Annotated in this window: 20 protein-coding genes and 2 riboswitches; of the genes, 13 read left to right on the top strand and 7 right to left on the bottom strand. The window is 38.6% G+C overall.

Going from position 1 to position 17,172, the window contains the following annotated elements:
- The 3 genes from CD001_RS22220 to thiD form a co-directional block, all read right to left on the bottom strand.
- Nucleotides 1-852, bottom strand: an 852-nt coding sequence (locus tag CD001_RS22220; protein ID WP_142303674.1) for a transposase, incomplete at its 3' end; no start/stop codon positions are given.
- Nucleotides 853-1,381: 529 nt separating this feature from the next.
- Complete coding sequence (gene thiE / locus CD001_RS22215; RefSeq protein ID WP_096189798.1) at nt 1,382-2,032, bottom strand: thiamine phosphate synthase; 651 nt, start codon at nt 2,030-2,032, stop codon at nt 1,382-1,384.
- Complete coding sequence (thiD, locus tag CD001_RS22210; RefSeq protein ID WP_096189797.1) at nt 2,005-2,853, bottom strand: bifunctional hydroxymethylpyrimidine kinase/phosphomethylpyrimidine kinase; 849 nt, start codon at nt 2,851-2,853, stop codon at nt 2,005-2,007. The genes thiE and thiD overlap by 28 nt, the downstream gene beginning before the upstream one ends.
- 99 nt (nt 2,854-2,952) lie before the next feature.
- Nucleotides 2,953-3,051: riboswitch (TPP riboswitch) on the bottom strand.
- A gap of 583 nt (nt 3,052-3,634) precedes the next feature.
- Nucleotides 3,635-3,743: riboswitch (TPP riboswitch) on the top strand.
- Nucleotides 3,744-3,841: 98 nt separating this feature from the next.
- Here thiD and tenI point away from each other — a divergent pair.
- From tenI to CD001_RS22190, 3 genes are read left to right on the top strand one after another with little or no spacing between them, the layout of a single operon-like run.
- Complete coding sequence (gene tenI, locus CD001_RS22200) at nt 3,842-4,444, top strand: thiazole tautomerase TenI (protein WP_096189795.1); 603 nt, start codon at nt 3,842-3,844, stop codon at nt 4,442-4,444.
- Entirely contained in the window at nt 4,441-4,644 is a 204-nt protein-coding gene (gene thiS, locus CD001_RS22195; RefSeq protein WP_096189794.1) for a sulfur carrier protein ThiS, read from the top strand. Before tenI ends, thiS begins: the two co-directional genes overlap by 4 nt.
- 22 nt (nt 4,645-4,666) lie before the next feature.
- Complete coding sequence (locus CD001_RS22190; RefSeq protein ID WP_096190724.1) at nt 4,667-5,686, top strand: thiazole biosynthesis adenylyltransferase ThiF; 1,020 nt, start codon at nt 4,667-4,669, stop codon at nt 5,684-5,686.
- Between the two features lie 71 nt (nt 5,687-5,757).
- Here the strand turns inward: CD001_RS22190 and CD001_RS22185 are convergent, their stop codons facing one another.
- Nucleotides 5,758-6,069: a winged helix-turn-helix transcriptional regulator gene (locus tag CD001_RS22185; protein ID WP_096189793.1), complete on the bottom strand. Its 312-nt coding sequence runs from the start codon at nt 6,067-6,069 to the stop codon at nt 5,758-5,760.
- A gap of 125 nt (nt 6,070-6,194) precedes the next feature.
- Here CD001_RS22185 and CD001_RS26585 point away from each other — a divergent pair, with 125 nt between their 5' ends.
- The 5 genes from CD001_RS26585 to CD001_RS22165 all read left to right on the top strand — a co-directional run bounded on the left by CD001_RS26585 (nt 6,195) and on the right by CD001_RS22165 (nt 10,664).
- The gene (locus tag CD001_RS26585) at nt 6,195-6,347 is read left to right on the top strand and encodes a hypothetical protein (RefSeq protein WP_179298863.1); all 153 of its coding nucleotides are present in this window, start codon (nt 6,195-6,197) and stop codon (nt 6,345-6,347) included.
- A 306-nt stretch (nt 6,348-6,653) separates the two neighbouring features.
- Nucleotides 6,654-7,871, top strand: coding sequence for a putative lipid II flippase FtsW (gene ftsW / locus CD001_RS22180; protein ID WP_096189792.1), 1,218 nt, complete (start codon nt 6,654-6,656; stop codon nt 7,869-7,871).
- Between the two features lie 14 nt (nt 7,872-7,885).
- Nucleotides 7,886-9,058 carry a rod shape-determining protein RodA gene (gene rodA, locus CD001_RS22175; RefSeq protein ID WP_096189791.1) on the top strand — a complete coding sequence of 391 codons (1,173 nt, stop codon included), beginning with the start codon at nt 7,886-7,888 and terminating at the stop codon, nt 9,056-9,058.
- Nucleotides 9,059-9,243: 185 nt separating this feature from the next.
- The gene (locus tag CD001_RS22170; protein WP_142303628.1) at nt 9,244-9,921 is read left to right on the top strand and encodes a hypothetical protein; all 678 of its coding nucleotides are present in this window, start codon (nt 9,244-9,246) and stop codon (nt 9,919-9,921) included.
- Nucleotides 9,922-9,950: 29 nt separating this feature from the next.
- The gene (locus CD001_RS22165; protein WP_096189789.1) at nt 9,951-10,664 is read left to right on the top strand and encodes a pseudouridine synthase; all 714 of its coding nucleotides are present in this window, start codon (nt 9,951-9,953) and stop codon (nt 10,662-10,664) included.
- A gap of 35 nt (nt 10,665-10,699) precedes the next feature.
- Here CD001_RS22165 and CD001_RS22160 read toward each other — a convergent pair whose 3' ends face one another.
- Together CD001_RS22160 and CD001_RS22155 are read right to left on the bottom strand one after the other, a co-directional pair.
- On the bottom strand, nt 10,700-10,918 hold the full coding sequence (locus tag CD001_RS22160) for a DeoR family transcriptional regulator (protein ID WP_179298861.1): 219 nt from the start codon (nt 10,916-10,918) through the stop codon (nt 10,700-10,702).
- A 112-nt stretch (nt 10,919-11,030) separates the two neighbouring features.
- Nucleotides 11,031-11,234, bottom strand: coding sequence for a putative motility protein (locus CD001_RS22155; RefSeq protein ID WP_096189788.1), 204 nt, complete (start codon nt 11,232-11,234; stop codon nt 11,031-11,033).
- Nucleotides 11,235-11,581: 347 nt separating this feature from the next.
- Here CD001_RS22155 and CD001_RS22150 point away from each other — a divergent pair, with 347 nt between their 5' ends.
- Nucleotides 11,582-12,748, top strand: a complete 1,167-nt coding sequence (locus tag CD001_RS22150) for an MFS transporter (protein WP_096189787.1) — start codon at nt 11,582-11,584, stop codon at nt 12,746-12,748.
- A 76-nt stretch (nt 12,749-12,824) separates the two neighbouring features.
- Here the strand turns inward: CD001_RS22150 and cysK are convergent, their stop codons facing one another.
- A complete protein-coding gene (gene cysK, locus CD001_RS22145) occupies nt 12,825-13,772 on the bottom strand; it encodes a cysteine synthase A (RefSeq protein WP_096189786.1) in 948 nt (315 codons plus the stop codon).
- A 129-nt stretch (nt 13,773-13,901) separates the two neighbouring features.
- Between cysK and thpR the strand changes: the two genes are divergently transcribed.
- The 4 genes from thpR to CD001_RS22125 all read left to right on the top strand — a co-directional run.
- Complete coding sequence (thpR, locus tag CD001_RS22140) at nt 13,902-14,456, top strand: RNA 2',3'-cyclic phosphodiesterase (RefSeq protein ID WP_096189785.1); 555 nt, start codon at nt 13,902-13,904, stop codon at nt 14,454-14,456.
- 35 nt (nt 14,457-14,491) lie between these two features.
- On the top strand, nt 14,492-15,430 hold the full coding sequence (locus tag CD001_RS22135) for an NERD domain-containing protein (protein WP_096189784.1): 939 nt from the start codon (nt 14,492-14,494) through the stop codon (nt 15,428-15,430).
- A gap of 385 nt (nt 15,431-15,815) precedes the next feature.
- The gene (locus tag CD001_RS22130; RefSeq protein WP_257009903.1) at nt 15,816-16,613 is read left to right on the top strand and encodes a phosphotransferase family protein; all 798 of its coding nucleotides are present in this window, start codon (nt 15,816-15,818) and stop codon (nt 16,611-16,613) included.
- A gap of 173 nt (nt 16,614-16,786) precedes the next feature.
- Nucleotides 16,787-17,172, top strand: a 386-nt coding sequence (locus tag CD001_RS22125) for a transposase family protein (RefSeq protein ID WP_142303673.1), incomplete at its 3' end; no start/stop codon positions are given.

Genomic DNA, 17,172 nt, shown 5'->3' with positions numbered 1-17,172 from the left:
CTTGAGTTGGCCATTACGCATATGGTCGTCTTTCATTCTCATAAAGCTGGCATCCGTATCCGTTTTAGAATAGCTGTTTCGCCCCGCCAGAATCTCTTTTTGTTTTTCATATTTTTCTTTTCGCGGAAGAAGGTCCTTCTCAAGCTGGCGCTTCGCTTTTTTAACCTCACGGTTTTTTGGTTCATCAACCAGTTTCTTTTCGAGATGGTTAATAGACTCTTTGATATCCTCTGAAGTAATTGGATCAGCCTCCAGTTTCTCTTGCTCGTCCAACTCTCCTGCGTGTTCCTCGTCTTGCTTGGTCACCTTTTCAATGCCCTGCATAATGGTGTGGTACTTTTCGTTGAGCTGACTGTCGTAGCGCTCTGTGGCTTTTCGCCAGACGAACGTATATTTATTGGCATTAGCTTCTACTTTGGTGCCATCAAGGAAGTAATCTTCTAACTTTACGAGGCCGTGATTCCGAAGGAGATCAACTATGGAAAAGAAAACTTCATAAATAATATCTTTCATCTTCTCGGAGCGAAAACGGTTGATCGTGCGAAAATCAGGCTTTTGATGACGGGCAAGCCACATAAAATAGATGTTTTCATTAAGTTGTTTTGCGATTTGTCTGGAGGAATAGATTTTCTGTGTATAGGCATAAAGGATAATCTTTAACATCATTTTGGGATGGTAAGGAGGACGGCCGCCGCCATCGTAACATTGATAGAGAATAGATTCATCCAGTTCTTCGACGGCTTGATTGACAATGCGGCAAACGTGATGGACAGGAATTTCTATTTCAAGATCCATTGGTAAGTATAGCTGATCCATGTTATAATCTTGGAAAGAAATATGATTATGTTTCATAAAGAAATCGCCTCCTGGTATGGTTTTGGTGTGGTGCTTTAATTATACCAAATGGGGCGATTTCTTTATTTTTCAATTTTATTAAAAAAGCTCGAAAGAGTGGCAGGCGGCGACTCCAGCGGGAAAAGCAACAGCTGAAGACCCCGCAGGGTGGTTTTCCCAAGGAGGCTGAAGTGTTGCCCGCGGAAAGCGTCCGCCTAGAGCGATTCGAGCGAACCTATTACATTTACTTCAATTAATTAGTTAAAACAAAGAGGGTGTCACCGAAAGCTAGGCTTTTGGGACACCCTCCTCTTATTAACTGGGTTTTGTCCCAGCCCCTTTAAATATACAGGAGGTTGATTCATACTCTTGTTGCTAAATTCGAATTATTTTAATTAGCGGATAAATCGTAATTTTTCGCGGCCAAATTAATTTCCTACAATATAGCTAATTAGAATCCCCCGACTCATACCAAAATGACAAGATCAATCACTGATTTCGCAGCTAAACCCCAATTTGCGAATCTGACATTTTAAAAGAATTGTCGCTAATTAAATACCGTAGCTAATCTTTTTGCTGCAAGTGCAGGGTTATTTGCCTTCGATATCGCAGAAATAACCGAGATCCCGTCTGCTTTATTTGCTGCTACTTTATGCGCATTATCGATGTTAATTCCACCAATGGCAACGATGGGGGCATCGATTCCTTTTTCACGTAACGTAGATATAAATCCAGGACCACATACAGCTTCTGTATCATTCTTCGTTGACGTTGGGAAAACAGGACCGATACCGAGGTAGTCTGCCCCATCATTTAATGCTTGTTGTGCTTCCTCATAAGAATGCGCTGAAACACCTAACATTTTATCACCAATTTTTTCTCGTACTATTCGAACTTCACCGTCATCTTGACCGACATGAACACCATCAGCATCGAGTGCTAATGCAAGCTCGACATCATCATTAACGATAAAAGGGATATTTGTCTTTTTACAAATTGATTGTAATTCTCTGCCGAGTGCGAGCTTCTCATTTCCAGTAAGTGCGTCACTTCCTTTTTCACGATATTGAAAAAGAGTTATCCCGCCTGCAATGGCCTTTGTTAAAACATCCGGGAGGTTTGTTGATACGTTCGAACTCCCTGAAATAAAATAAACGTTTAACAATTGTCTCATTTGGTGTGAATCGATTCTTGCCAAGTTAAAACCTCCTCAGTTTCATCATAATTTCGAAATGCTCCGTGATGAGTAGGTCCATGTCCTCCCCCAATGTTTAAAGAATGAACAATTGCAAGGTGGATAAATTGTTTTGCTTTTTTTATTGCAGAAAAGAATGGTGTTCCTTTCGCAAGCTCAGCCGTTACTGCAGATGCAAATGTACAGCCTGTCCCATGTGTATTTTTCGTTTCGATTCGAGCCGTTTTAAAAAAGTAAAAGGAGTCTCCATCAAATAATAAATCGACTACATCTGATGCTTCTTCTTCATCTGCATGACCACCTTTAACGACGACATTGTCTACCCCCATGTTTATAAAGTCTTGGGCGGCTTTTTTTCTGTCATCCAATGTTTTGATAGATCGTCCTGTAATGGCTTCTGCCTCTGGTAAGTTCGGTGTCGTGACAGTTGCTAATGGGAGTAAGTCTTCAATTAGGGCATTGGTTGATTGACTTGTAAGAAGAGAGGCTCCGCCTTTTGCTACCATAACAGGATCTATTACAACTTGGTTCCAGTTATAATAGCGGATTTTTTCGGAAACGAGACGAATACGCTCTTCATCAAATAACATGCCGGTTTTTACAGCATCGACACCAATGTCTTCTGCAACGGATGTCATTTGTTTTTCGAGTCCATCTAAATCAACAGGGTAAACACCATGGACTCCTAAAGTGTTCTGTGCAGTAATAGCTGTGATAGCAGACATACCGAACACATCTAGCTCCTGAAATGTTTTTAAATCAGCTTGAATACCAGCTCCTCCGCCACTATCAGATCCAGCAATCGTTAACGCACGTGGTATCATCGTTCAACACACCTTTCACATCATCTTTTTGAGTTATCACATAAAAAAACGTTCCAGCATAAAGTTGGAACGGTGAGTGTTGGAAGTCAAAATATCCGAATGGTTTCCGTTCCACTTTCCTACGCTGGTATGACCCAGATCAGGTTCAAAGGGATCAAGAAACCTTGTCTCAGCCAATCGGCACCCCTAGTGGAAATCTTTTTAATTATGTTTTTATGCTATCACACTTTATTTTTATATGTCGACGTTTTCATATGCTTTGTTGTTATTTTAACATGGCAGCTTGAACAAAAATTAGCGCCGTATTCCCATTTAAATTCTCTGAATTAGTGGGGTTTAGGCGCTAAGGTCTTACTTTCCTTGTTCCTCGAAATGTGCATATGATTGTATTGGCTAAATTTATTAGGTGGGCGTGCATCAAATACAAGATAGATATGAACCTCCTCGCCGCTCATCTCGATCATTTCGCCATTCCATTTATTAAATAAGTCCTCAGATTTTTCTTTTAACCTTTTCATCACATCCTCATTTATGCATTTGTGTCAGTATTTTGTCAGAACGACCAAGTGATATGTTAACTTAAAATAAGCGTGTCTATTCTTTTTATAATCAATTCCATTATGCAATATTAGACGTCTCGATACGTTGTCTTTTATTCTTGAGACTATCGACACTAAAATGAAATCTTGCAAGTTTTTTAGAGACGTCCGTTTTCAAAACACTTATATTTCATAAAACGTAAATGTTTGTTATCATAAATTCGTAAGTTCTGAAATGAATACGAAACAGCTAGGGGAGCCAGAAGTATTTACGGCTGAGAGGACGATTTGATTCGACCCTTTGAACCTGAATTGGTTAACGCCAACGGAGGGAAGCGCCAGAAACCTTGATGGGAATCAAGATGATCGAACGCTTACCTTTACTGAGTAAGTGTTTTTTTAAACGATACTATCATCTTGTTAACCTTAAACGTGTGTGAGGTGAGTAAGTGGACATACATGTAATCTCTAACGGAAAGCTTTCATTAGCGAAATTTGCTCATATTGCGAGCCAGATTAACGATTACGTTGATTATTTTCATCTTCGTGAAAAACACCGTCCTGCGGCAGAAATTGTTGAAGGAGTAATACAGTTACTTGATGAAGGCATTCCTCCACACAAAATAATTGTGAATGATAGAGTTGATGTCGCTGTTGCGGTAAATGCAACAGGTGTACAGCTTGCATATAACAGCTTATCTGTAGAAGCTGTAAAAAAAGCGTTTCCAAACTTATATGTCGGCAAGTCTATCCATTCGGTGTCTGAAGCTCAGGAAGCAGCATCAGCGGGAGCGGACTATGTTTTGTATGGTCATGTTTTCCGTACAGCATCAAAGGCTGGTTTATCAGCTCGCGGAATAACGAGTCTTAAGGAAGTAGTCAAATCAATCAACATACCTGTTATCGCGATAGGCGGGATCAAGCCAGAAAATGTACAGCAAGTGGTTGAAGCTGGTGTGAAAGGCATTGCGGTAATGTCAGGAGTGCTAGAAGCAGCGAACCCGCTTTCAGCTATTGAGAGCTATGTAATGGAAGGGGCGAAAGAAAAATGATTATTCAAGTAAATGGAAAGAAGAATGAAGTTCCTACAAACATAAATACAGTGGCAGATTTATTAAACTTTTATGAGCTTGATAAGAAAGTCATTATTGTTGAGTTAAATGAAACGATCATTGACAAAGAAAATCACGATCAAACATCCGTCAAAGAAGGGGATCACGTTGAGTTGGTTCAGTTTGTCGGTGGAGGTTAATCGTAAAGGGGAGCATACAGGGATGAACAGTCGTTATTCGAGACAGCAGTTATTTTCACCTATTGGTGATCAAGGCCAGGAAAAAATCAAAAATAAACACGTCTTAATCGTCGGTGCTGGTGCTTTAGGGACAGGTAATGCAGAAAATTTAGTTCGAGCAGGTGTTGGAACGGTTACGATCGTTGATCGTGATTATGTTGAGTTCAGTAACTTACAAAGGCAGCAGCTCTATAGTGAAACGGATGCTAAAGAGCGTATTCCGAAAGCGATCGCGGCAAAAAATCGTCTTTCACAAATTAACTCCGAAGTTGACATTCGTGCACATATCATCGATGTTACGAAAGAGGAGATGGAACAGCTCATACATGACGTTGATATGATCATTGATGCAACGGATAACTTTGACACACGTCTACTCATGAATGATATTGCTCAAAAATATGAAATTCCTTGGATTTACGGTGCATGTGTCAGTAGTTACGGCTTAAGTTATACGATAATTCCGGGGGAGACACCGTGTTTAAATTGTTTGTTAGAAAAAGTCCCTTTAGGAGGAGCAACGTGTGACACAGTCGGTGTGATTAGTCCAGCTGTTCAGATGGTAGTTGCTTATCAAACGACGGAAGCACTGAAACTTCTCGTTGAAGACGCTGAATCTCTTAGAAAAAAACTCGTTTGTTTTGATTTATGGAAGAATGAACATACTTCGATCAAAGTGGATGGGATTCGTAAAGATGATTGCCCGTCATGTGGGACAAATCGCACCTACCCGTTTTTGTCATATGATGCACAGACAAAGTCATCTGTCCTTTGTGGAAGAGACACGGTTCAAATTCGTCCTCCGAAGCGAGAAGACAGAGATTTGCATGCATTAGCTGAGCTTTTGTCACAACAAGAAGGAAACGTTGAGCAAAATCCGTATTTACTCTCTTACAGTGATCATAAAAATCGGATTGTCTTTTTTAAAGATGGACGTGTTCTGGTTCATGGAACAAATGACATCTCTGAAGCAAAATCATTATATCACCGTATCTTAGGATAGAATAGCTTATTCATACAAACACATTAATTTTCAATAAAAAACAGGACGTCTGTAACAAGATCGTCCTGTTTTTAATCCATCCATTTTTCTGCCCAATTTTGCAATTCGTTCATAGCTGGTTCTAATGCTTTTCCTTTTTCCGAAAGCTTGTACTCGATTTTGACAGGTGTCTCAGGATATACACTTCGTTCAACTAAACCTGCTTCTTCTAATTGTTTTAGTCTGTCAACGAGCATTTTATCACTCATATTAGGGATTACTGCTGATATATCTTTGAAACGTTGTGGTCCTTGAAGAAGAACACGTAAAATTAAACCGTTCCATCGTTTTCCTAACAGCTGAAAAGCGGACTCGAATCTGGGACATAAATTTATTTGAACCATCGGCAACATCTCCTTTTAGGCTTAGCCGAACATACAGTCTTTTTAGTGATTATATCATATTTCAATTAAGTTAAGTAAGTAGGTAACCTTTCCACCAATAGTCAAGTAACCTCATGTAATGGATCATGTTGCGTCAAAACAAGGAGAAGTTGCGCCTAAACGAAGAGTTGTTGCGTCTAAATAAGGAGTTGCGCCCAAATGAAGAGTTGTTGCGTCAAAACAAGGAGAAGTTGCGCCTAAACGAAGAGTTGTTGCGTCTAAATAAGAGTTGCGCCTAAACGAAGAGTTGTTGCGTCAAAACAAGGAGAAGTTGCGCCCAAATGAAGAGTTGTTGCGCATACTTTGTATGAATCCTAAAAATCTTTCGATTTAACTAGCATATCAACACCTGTTATCACCGAATCAGGTGAATAATAGAGTACACAAAACTGGTAAACATTCGATTTATTAAAATTGTAGAACGGTCATGAAGTCTCTTTTAGAGTGGTAGGGGTTCTGATATAATGAAAGAATTAATATAGGATGATATATAATGATAGTGATAGATGATTGATAGATCACCTTATAATAGGCAGGTGAATAATTTGGAAGAACAAGGTAGACGGAAGCTTTACATAGATTGGATTTTAATTGTTACAATGATACTACTTGCCGTATTTGGGTTAGTAATGATTTATAGTTCTAGCTTTGTACTTGGTTACCGAGATTTTGAGAATATTACTTATTATTTTGATAGGCAGCTGCAATGGATTATTATTTCTTCGGTATTATTTACGTTTTTTATGTTTTTTCCATACCGTCATTTTCGTAAATTAGCTCCTTTTATCGTACTAGGATCAATTTTATTACTTGCTCTTGTCAAAGTTCCACAAATAGGCGTTGGCGATTATGGAGCGACGAGGTGGATAAGAATTGCCGGTGTCCAAATTCAGCCGTCCGAGTTTGTGAAGCTTGGCTCAATCATATATTTAGCATATGTGTATTCTAAAAAACAAGCATACATTAATAAGTTTTTTAGTGGAGTATTGCCACCGTTAGTCGTCGTGATCATCTTTTTTGGCTTAATTATGCTGCAGCCAGACTTAGGAACAGCAACATCAATTGTCCTTGTGGCCGGACTGATTGCTTTTTGCTCGGGTGCTAGAAAGCTTCACATTATTTCGATAGGCAGTGTAGCGGTTTGGGCAGTATATCATTATGCTCAATCGGAAACTTATCGAATGAACCGCTTAATTGGCCACAGAAACCCATTTGAATTAGAGGCTGGTGTAGGGTACCAGCTTGTCCAGTCCTATATTGCGATTGCTCATGGCGGATTAACTGGGGCTGGGTTTGGTCAAAGTGTGCAAAAATTATTTTATTTACCAGAAGCACATACAGATTTTATTTTGGCAATCATTAGTGAAGAATTAGGGGTATTAGGAGTCGGTTTTGTATTTGCGTGTATGTTGATTATTATTATGAGGGGAGTTCTAATCGGGGCTAGATGCCGTGATGCTTTTGGAAGTTTATTAGCATTCGGGATCGTATTCCAGCTAAGTATACAAATGATTTTTAATGCTGGAGCGGTTAGTGGTGTCCTGCCAATAACCGGTATTCCATTCCCGTTTATTAGTTATGGAGGTTCCTCTCTTATGGTGACATTCGCCTCGATGGGGATACTAGCAAATATTTCGCGTAAAACCGAACGAGACCGGAAAGAAAATGATCAAGCCGAAGAGCATGAAGAGGAGAGCAATAATCCTCCAGTAGCATTTGGAAAAAAACATCTTCGTCCTGTTGGACAATTTGGAAGCAAATAGTAGGTGGAATAGAGATGCAAGAACGGAAAAGTTCTTTTCAACAATTAGATTTTTCATTATTATTTTTTCTGTTTGTTTTAATGTGTATTAGCTTAGTTGCGATTTATAGTGGAACAAATACAGAGTTTTATGGAGTCGACCAATCCCATTTTGTCACTAGACAGCTTATGTGGTTTGGAGTAGGGATCGTATTATTACTTGTGGCAATGAGCATTGACTACGAACTATTTAAAAACTTTTCGATTCCGTTATATGCAATTGGGATGGTCATGCTTGTAGCCGTTCATTTCTTTGGTGAAGAAAGGTTAGGTGCACAAAGGTGGCTGGACGTGTTCGGGGTATTTAGCTTTCAGCCTTCTGAATTCGTGAAAATCTTTGTGTTAATCGCCTTAGCACATTTGCTTTATCATATGAAAAAACCGAAAGAGAAATCGTTTAAAGCAGATTGTATTGTCGTCGGAAAAGTGATGGCTGTTGGACTACCGCCTTTTGCCTTTATATTAGTTCAGCCGGACTTAGGGACAGCACTTGTCATTGGCGCAACCATGTTCAGTATGATCATCTTATCTGGTGTAACGTATCGGATGATTGGACTTCTTATCAGTTTAGTCGGGTTAGCAATTGCGTTTCTCGTCTGGCTTCATAACAATTTCTTTCACATTTTTAATATGGTTATAAAGGATCATCAGCTTAGCCGAATTTACGCTTGGTTAGATCCAGCGGGAAATATTAGTGAAGAAGGATATCAGCTTTACCATGCGATACAAGGGATCGGTGCCGGTCAATTGTACGGAAGCGGCTTCGGGCAAGGTGAAAAAACACAAAGCGGAATGATTCCAGAGCTCCATACTGACTTTATTTTTACGGTCATCGGTGAAGAATTCGGTTTTGTTGGAGCTACGATCTTAATCGTCGTCTATTTCTTGTTATTGTATCGAATGATTATTATTGCCTTTACGTGTAACAATACTTTCGGTTCCTATCTTGTCGCAGGTACGATCGGTTTAATCGTTTTCCAAGTGTTCCAAAATATTGGGATGACAATCGGTTTAATGCCAATCACCGGTTTAGCACTGCCGTTTGTAAGTTACGGAGGAAGTGCACTGATGACAAATATGATCGCGATTGGAATTGTCTTAAACGTGAATATTCGTACGAAACATTATATGTTTGGTGAAGAGGATTAAGAGGGAAGGGAGTTGATTGTTCAACTCTCTTTTTACTGTCATAATTTATAACATGTATGGCAGTATTTCGATAACGAACGCGTTCATTACTAAAGGAAAAAGCGTTTCCTTACCTTTGGATCTCTTTCACGATAGCCAAGCTTTATTTCACGTTTATCGTATACAATAAACGAGTAGGAGAGGTTATGATGACGTTATTTATTGGTTTTGGAAAACTGGCAAAAACACTTGCAATGCTATTAAAAGATAAAGATATTCATGTTTTTTCAAGAACGAAAGAAAAGGTCATTGATGATATAAACGAATTTGATCATCTACATTGGGCAGAACCGGAATCATTTAATTATAAGCGTGAAGTGTGGTTATTACTGCCATTAGAACAAATAAATCGATTTTTCGAAAGTTACCACCGTTATTTTCATGAAGATACGATTTTTTATTTTTGCGTGACTAAAGGTAGGGTTCATGATTATCAAGGCTGGCTAACAAAGCAGCAGAAAATGGTGCCAGTTAAATTTGTAACAGAAGCAAGGCAGCTGTTAAAAGATAAAAAGGGGATGGCAGCCATTCCAAAAGCTTACTCACATTATCAAGTACAGTTACAACAATGGTTTGGTAATTGTATGGATGTCGTCATTGCCGAAGAAGAGCAAGTGTACACAGTCAATAAAGCAGCGACAAAAAAAGCAATAGAACTATTAGTTGAATTACGTAACGATCTAAAAAAGGAACAAATACCAAATAGCCTAATTGATCATGCAAGTCAGCAAATTATCCTTGGTGTGATCGATTCATATTTAAAAGGCGACTTAGGCGGCTTTGGCAAACAAGTAGTAAATGAAATAAAAAAACGTCATAAATAATTGTTCATGAACTAAAAGGGGCTGAAAAAATGAGGTCAGATAAATTACTTGCAAATATGGGATATGGATCTAGAAAAGAAGTGAAAAAGCTGCTTAAAAAAGGCGGCTTAACTGTTAATGGAGAAAAAGTAACGGATGGGAAAACTCACGTAAACCCTCAGGAAGATGAAATTGAAATTTTTGGAGAGACAATCGATTATAAACCTTTCATTTATTTAATGATGAATAAACCTCAAGGGGTAATATCTGCGACAGAAGATAGATCAGAGGAGACCGTAGTAGATCTTTTAGAAATAGAGGATGCTCTATATGAACCATTTCCAGTAGGAAGGCTTGATAAAGATACGACTGGATTGCTGTTGTTGACAAATGATGGGAAACTCGCACACCAATTAACTTCTCCGAAAAAGAAAGTCGAAAAAACATATCGGGTACATATTGACGCACCTTTACAAGATGGGAATAAAGATGCATTAGAACAAGGTGTCATTTTAGATGATGGGTATGAAACGAAACCAGCTCGTTTAGAATATGTCAACGGTGAAAGGGGGACCTTAGTCAAGCTGACAATAACGGAAGGGAAATTCCATCAAGTGAAGCGGATGTTCCAAGCTAGAGGGAGAAACGTTATCGCATTAAAACGCGAGTCAATGGGGCCACTATTGTTAGATCCTCATTTAGATCCTGGTACATACCGAGAACTTACAGATGAGGAAATCGCCTTATTAAAAAATGACTCATAAAAAGAAAAACCTCACGTCGGAGGTTGAATATAAGTTTAAGATATTTTTGTTTTTCTAGCGGTTACGGTCCATTTACCGCGTTCAGGACTGTAAACGAGCTTATTAAATTCTAATACGTTAAGATCTCGCTGGATGGTACGCTGAGTTGTTCCGAATTCTTCAACCAGTTCCTTTGTGGACACGTTCCCCTTTCTTTTAATGTAAAGGTAAATGGATTTAATCCGAGTCAACATTCGGTCTGTTGAAGGTTTCAAAAAACCACTCCTTATTCATTTTTAAGGGTATTCTACTATGTGGGAAAAGTGTACAAATGGTGACTAACGCATACCCAAAGTTAACGATTCATTTTTTTGCCTGCAAGATTCATTACAATTGAATGTCAATATTTTTTCCAGCTGAAGGGTGTGGAGCCAGTTTCACGTCATTAGCTGACAACTCACCTTCATTTAGTTTTTCAAGCATTTTTATAGATTGGGCTGCCTGGGTTGATAATGTACTTTTCATTAAACTGATGTTTAATGTTTGGTGCATTTGTTTGGATTGCGCAGCCATCATCGAACTAATACTCAAAGAGTCTCCCTCCTTTTCTATAGTTTATCGTAGTTAGGTAGATGTCGTAAAGGTCTGACAACGTAAAAATTGTGAACTATCTGTCAATTTTGTATAAAATGATCCTTTCAAAAATAATGGAATGAAAATATACTAATTTATGGAATTTATTTTGTAGAAGGTCGTGTGTGAGGTGGAAGAAGGAAGTTGAGTAAAACTGAAAAAAGAACAATAAAAGAAATACATTCCATATAAGGTGAAGATGTTTGAGTTGTCGAAAGGACTTGGGAGCAAGCTCCATACGGATAGAAATATAAAATATATGATGGTTGTTACATAACGATTGATCGTAAGTTAGGATGGTAATGATGAAAAGTCATCAAAAGACAATTTTTAATATGAAATCTTTTTACTTTTTTTCTTTTTTTGCGATAGGAGGTCTTTTTCCACTCTTAAGCGTTTATTTACAAAATGAAGTTGGGTTAACTGGTTCGCAAATTGGTGTGATCATGTCTGTAGGACCAATTGTGATGCTTCTTTCACAGCCTGTTTGGGGAATCTTAAGTGATTATACGAGACAGCCTCGGAAGTTGTTAAGTGTTGCAGCAATTGGCACTGGTACTATGGGACTTATTTATTTATTTGCTGAACAATATTTATGGTTAGTCATGATAGCTGCTGGAGTCGCACTATTCCAAAGTGCGCTTGTCCCACTTTCAGACAGTATGGCGATGAATTACGTTCATGAAAAAGGCGGAGACTATGGAAACATCCGTCTTTGGGGAGCAGCTGGTTTTGCTATATCAGTTTTAATAATGGGAAGCTTATCTGATTGGGTTGGGCAGAGTGTCATTTTTTACGGGTTTGCGATCGTTCTGTTTATTAGTGCTTTTTATGCTTGGCGAATGCCAAAAGATTCGACAGTCGTTAGGGTAGAGCTTCGTAAAGAGATGAAACAACTCATGAAAGTTCCGCGGTTTCTTGTTTTTTTAGTTGTTACGTTTTTAGTGTTTGGTCCGATTATGGCAAATAATTTTTATTTCGGTTTACTCATCCAATTTGCAGGAGGTTCACTTGCTGGCGTCGGTTTTGCCTTTTTACTTGCTGCGGGTAGTGAGGTTCCTTTTATGCGTTGGGCTGGAGGATGGATTCAAAAGCGTGGAATAATTATGATTTTATTTTGTGCTGCTGCTGTCTCAGGATTTCGCTGGCTTTTTTATGCTGTAGGACCGAGTCCTTCATTGATTTATGTGACAACGGTCATTCAAGGTTTTTCTATCGGACTATTTATCCCTGCAGCGCTACAATACGTTACTTTTTTAGCGCCGAAAGAAGTAAAAGCGACTGCAGTTGCAATATATTCAGCCGTAGGAAATGGACTAGGTGCTTGGTTTTTTACCTATACAGCCGGACTCATCATCGATTGGCACAGTATATTAGGAGTCTATTTATTTTATGGAGTGATGACGTTAATAGGTGCGATGCTCATTTTGTTTTTGATGAGGAAAGAGCGGCATTCTCCCATAAGCGCGTAGATTTGGTCTGAAAAGAAGAAAAAGAAGTAACGAAAAGAGGTGTCACCAAAAGCTAGGCTTTCGTGACACCCTCAGGTTATGAATCATTTAGTTGATTAAAATCAAATAAGTCCGTAGACAAATATCGTTCGCCTGTATCACATGCGATCGCGACTACGACGTCATCTGGCGACAATCGTTTTGCCACTTGAAGTGCTGCATAACAAGCTGCACCGGAAGAAGGCCCGACAAGGATTCCTTCTTTTTGAGATAAGCCACGGCTTACTTCATACGCATCTTCATCTGAGATACAAAAAATCTCGCCATATACATCTTCATTTAAAATTGGCGGGATAAATCCAGGACTTGTTCCTACAAGCTTGTGTGGGCCAGGTTTCCCCCCTGATAGTACAGGTGAACCTTTAGGTTCAACGACGTGAACAGTCAAATCAGGGTATTTTTCTTTTAATACTTCGCCTGTTCCAGTAATCGTTCCGCCAGTACCTGAAGCGGCTACGAAGGCAGAGAGGGGTTTGCCAATTTGTTCCATTGATTCGATGATCTCCAAAGCTGTAGCCTTCCGATGAGCATCAGGATTAGCTGAGTTTTCGAACTGCATCGGCATAAAACTATTAGGAATTTCTTTTACTAATTCATGAGCTCTTTCAATCGCACCAGGCATTTTTTTCTCACCAGGTGTAAGAACAACTTCAGCTCCGTATGCTTTTAGTAAATTAATTCTTTCCTGTGACATTGTATCTGGCATTGTTAATATTGCGCGATACCCTTTTGCCGCACAATTCATAGCAAGTCCAATTCCAGTATTTCCTGAAGTCGGTTCAATAATGACAGTATCAGCATTCAATAATCCGTCTTTTTCAGCTTGGTCAATCATATTGAAGGCGGCACGGTCTTTTACACTCCCACTAGGATTCATAAACTCTAATTTTAAGTAAACGTCTGCACCACTTTTATCAGGAAGCTGCTGCAGTTTCACAAGAGGCGTATCGCCGATCAGTTCGGCCATATTATTTACGACACGCATCATGACACATCCTTTCAATCAACTTTACGAACTTGTTGCTATTCATGTTAAATCTGATTTGTTAAATCGGGATTAAGATACACTTAATTGTATCATATAAAATGACGATAAAAAAAGAAGGTGGATGAAATGAATCAAGCCCATTATTTTATCGGAGTACATACTTCGAGCGAAGTACAAAAGCACTTATCGTATATCCAAAAACAGACGGATCTTTTATCTTATTATAAAAAGCTGACATATGAGCAAGATTTTCATTTAACTTTATTATTTTTAGGAAGCTTTACTGAAGAAAAACGGAGTCAGCTTTGGAGCATGTTAAAGCAAGAAGTTATGACAATTCCAAGTTTTTCTTTAACATTAAGCAAAATAGGAACATTCGGGAATGAACAACTTCCGAGAGTTTATTGGGCAGGTGTTAAGGAAAATGATACGTTGAAGCGGCTTCACAAGTTAGTTGAGCAAAAGGCGAATACAGTGGGGTTTCAGGTTGAATCACGTCCGTTTCAACCTCATATTACGTTAGCAAAAACGTTACGGGACAAAGTAAATCAACGGATTTCAACAGAGGCACCTATGAAACAGCTATCATGGAATGTGGATAAGATCCACCTTTATAAAGTGAGACGAGGTCAAAAGCCTATGTATGAGTCTGTAACGTCTATTCCGCTTTTAAGTAAGTAGAACAAAGATTTAGTTAAGGTGAAGGAGGGGCTCATTTGGCACAATTAGTTAAGCTGTCCGATTATATATCTCGTTATGAAACTGATATATACCGTTATACGAGCAGGTTCAGCCGATTAAAGAAAGAACGTTGGGACAGAGCGAAATCTGAATGGTTAAAGATGAAAGAGCACGGCCATACGAGTATTTTTCATGATTTGGAAGAAGAGGAGCAAACGATTACGAGCCGAATTAAAAAGTTTCCATGGTTCAATAAAAAGAAAGATGGGGACAGGGATGAATTTGTTTTTGATCGTCATCAAATTCCAAAGTCAGAAGAAGATTTTAAGAGTGATTTTAAGAAAGAGATATTTCAATTTCAACTTAACTGGGCAAGCTCAACAATTTCCGAAAGGTCATTTATAAAACGAAGTATCAAATACAATACATGGCTTAATTATCTGCTTAAAGAATTGCCGGATTCCTATTTAATCTTTTTTGAACCGGTATTATTTCTAAAAAAAGCACCGGTTGATTTGGATATAATGATTTTGACTCCAACAGAGTTATGGTTAGTAACTCCGTTATCTGGAGATAAAAATACAATATATCAGATTGAATCAGAGCGTTTTTGGCTAAAAAAAGTTGGAGAGAGACAAGAGAAAATCCTTCATCCGTCAATTCAACTCAAAAGAATGAGATCTGTGGCAGAACACCTGCTGATTGATGCACAATTATCTTATCCGATTCGTACAGCTATTATAGCTAAAGACAGTTTTATCGATATTCCGCAAGAAAGTCAACGTATTAAATTAATTGATAAGAGGACGTTTCCTATCTGGGATGAGAAATTGAAGCAAAATCGTACGCCAATGAAACATCATCAATTAAAAGTCGGTGATCTATTTTTACAAAACTGTTTAACGATTTCTGAATCGAGAATGGAATTGGAAGAAGACATTGAAGAAGAGAATTCCGAATCATCTTCGTTCTAGGAATGTAAAAAAAGAAGGATTATGGCAAATTATGTAGAATAATATATGACAATTTTTATTTTTTACTGGAAAATTGCATCTTTAAGTTGAACAATGAGAAAATCTTTTTTACAATGATAAAAGGCTTTTTCACACGTTAAGAATGAAGTGGTCTAATGTGTTCAGAAGGCACTCTATCATGTAGTTTGAATGAGGAATAGCCATTGAATGTCTCTTAACTTCATTTTTCTTCTTTAAATTAGTTGCTAATAAGGTGTATAATAGAAACTTACTGTTAATTAAACGATAAAGATGCCATGGAAGTCGATGGATTAATTCGTATTGAGCCATTCACATACTTGGTATGAATGATAGAAAAGTCCTGATGAAAATGAGGGTGAAATGATTGAAACACTTAATGGGCGGAGAGTGGAAATTACACCCTGCAGGTGGTGCAACAGGTGAAGCGTATGTGGCACAGCAGGGAGACGAAAAAATCTTCATAAAAAGAAACTCTTCTCCATTTTTAGCCGTTTTGTCTGCTGAAGGGATTGTTCCAAAACTTCTATGGACAAAGCGTTTAGAAAATGGAGATGTGATTACAGCCCAGCGGTGGGTCAATGGTCGTGAGTTAAACTCATCCGAAATGAATGCAGGACGCGTTGCTAACTTATTATCCAGAATCCACCGATCGGGTGAATTACGCGATATGTATATGCGGATGGGGAACCACCCACTAACACCGCGGGATTTATATTATGAATTAAAGGGTCGTTCAGCGAGAATAGGCATTAAAGACCCATACATTCAACATGCAATGGATTGGCTTGACAGCAAAATCTCATGTATACAAACTTCTCAATATGTCGTTTGTCATGCAGATGTCAATCATAATAATTGGATGGTTTCACAAGAAGGCGGATTGTATTTAATCGATTGGGATGGTGCGATTGTAGCTGATCCAGCGTTAGACCTTGCTCCGCTCCTTTATTTATATGTTCCAAAAAGTGATTGGGACAGCTGGTTGTCACATTATGGTGAGCCATATACAAAGGAACTAGAGAAGCGCCTGCAGTGGTATATGATTGCTCAATGTGTTGAAGGAATGATTTGGCGTTTTGAACGTCAAGAATATCATGAGATTACGAAATGGTCTGATATTCTGACTGAAATATTAAAAGAAGCAGAATATCACTCACTATAAAAACTGTGCGGATAGCTCCGCACAGTTTTTACGTCTGTCTCATCACATAAAATATGGCTCTAAAATATATGTTGGGGTTTTCAAACATTTAAGCATAAAAAAACACGCAATCTCCAAAATCCTTTAAACTTGAGTTGTCGAAAAACAAGAACAAGGATAGGAGTTGCGTGCATATGCATTTTATCATGAATTTCCCTGGCTTAGAAGATATGATTGTAACAAAATCGGAAGTAGTTGAAGGAGCTCTCCATCTCCACGTGGAGATGGAAAGAAAACGCCACCGTTGCCCTGCCTGCAGTGAAGTGACAAGGCGTGTTCATGATTATCGAACTCAGAAGATTCAACACTTGAAAGTGTTTGAAAGAAATAGCTTTTTGTTCTATAGAAAACGGCGCTATGTATGTTCCTGTGGAAAGAAATTTCCTGAGAAGACACGTGTAGTTGAACGGTATCAGCGTCATTCTATGGAATGGAATCAGGCGCTGGGGCTTCGTATCATTCAAGCGAAGAACTTCAAGGATACAGCTCGACAGTTCCACACGTCACCAACATCGTATAA

Source organism: Evansella halocellulosilytica, from assembly GCF_002335745.1.
Classification (GTDB): Bacteria; Bacillota; Bacilli; order Bacillales; family Salisediminibacteriaceae; genus Bacillus_CA; species Bacillus_CA halocellulosilytica.
This window is presented reverse-complemented; position numbering and strand designations above follow the sequence as displayed.

Coding starts and splice junctions, on each gene's coding strand:
- thiD (WP_096189797.1), bottom strand. CDS start 2,853: ATGATACCACGTGCGTTAACGATTGCTGGATCTGATAGTGGCGGAGGA.
- thiS (WP_096189794.1), top strand. CDS start 4,441: ATGATTATTCAAGTAAATGGAAAGAAGAATGAAGTTCCTACAAACATA.
- CD001_RS22190 (WP_096190724.1), top strand. CDS start 4,667: ATGAACAGTCGTTATTCGAGACAGCAGTTATTTTCACCTATTGGTGAT.
- CD001_RS22185 (WP_096189793.1), bottom strand. CDS start 6,069: ATGGTTCAAATAAATTTATGTCCCAGATTCGAGTCCGCTTTTCAGCTG.
- CD001_RS26585 (WP_179298863.1), top strand. CDS start 6,195: ATGTTGCGTCAAAACAAGGAGAAGTTGCGCCTAAACGAAGAGTTGTTG.
- rodA (WP_096189791.1), top strand. CDS start 7,886: ATGCAAGAACGGAAAAGTTCTTTTCAACAATTAGATTTTTCATTATTA.
- CD001_RS22170 (WP_142303628.1), top strand. CDS start 9,244: ATGATGACGTTATTTATTGGTTTTGGAAAACTGGCAAAAACACTTGCA.
- CD001_RS22165 (WP_096189789.1), top strand. CDS start 9,951: ATGAGGTCAGATAAATTACTTGCAAATATGGGATATGGATCTAGAAAA.
- CD001_RS22150 (WP_096189787.1), top strand. CDS start 11,582: ATGAAAAGTCATCAAAAGACAATTTTTAATATGAAATCTTTTTACTTT.
- cysK (WP_096189786.1), bottom strand. CDS start 13,772: ATGCGTGTCGTAAATAATATGGCCGAACTGATCGGCGATACGCCTCTT.
- thpR (WP_096189785.1), top strand. CDS start 13,902: ATGAATCAAGCCCATTATTTTATCGGAGTACATACTTCGAGCGAAGTA.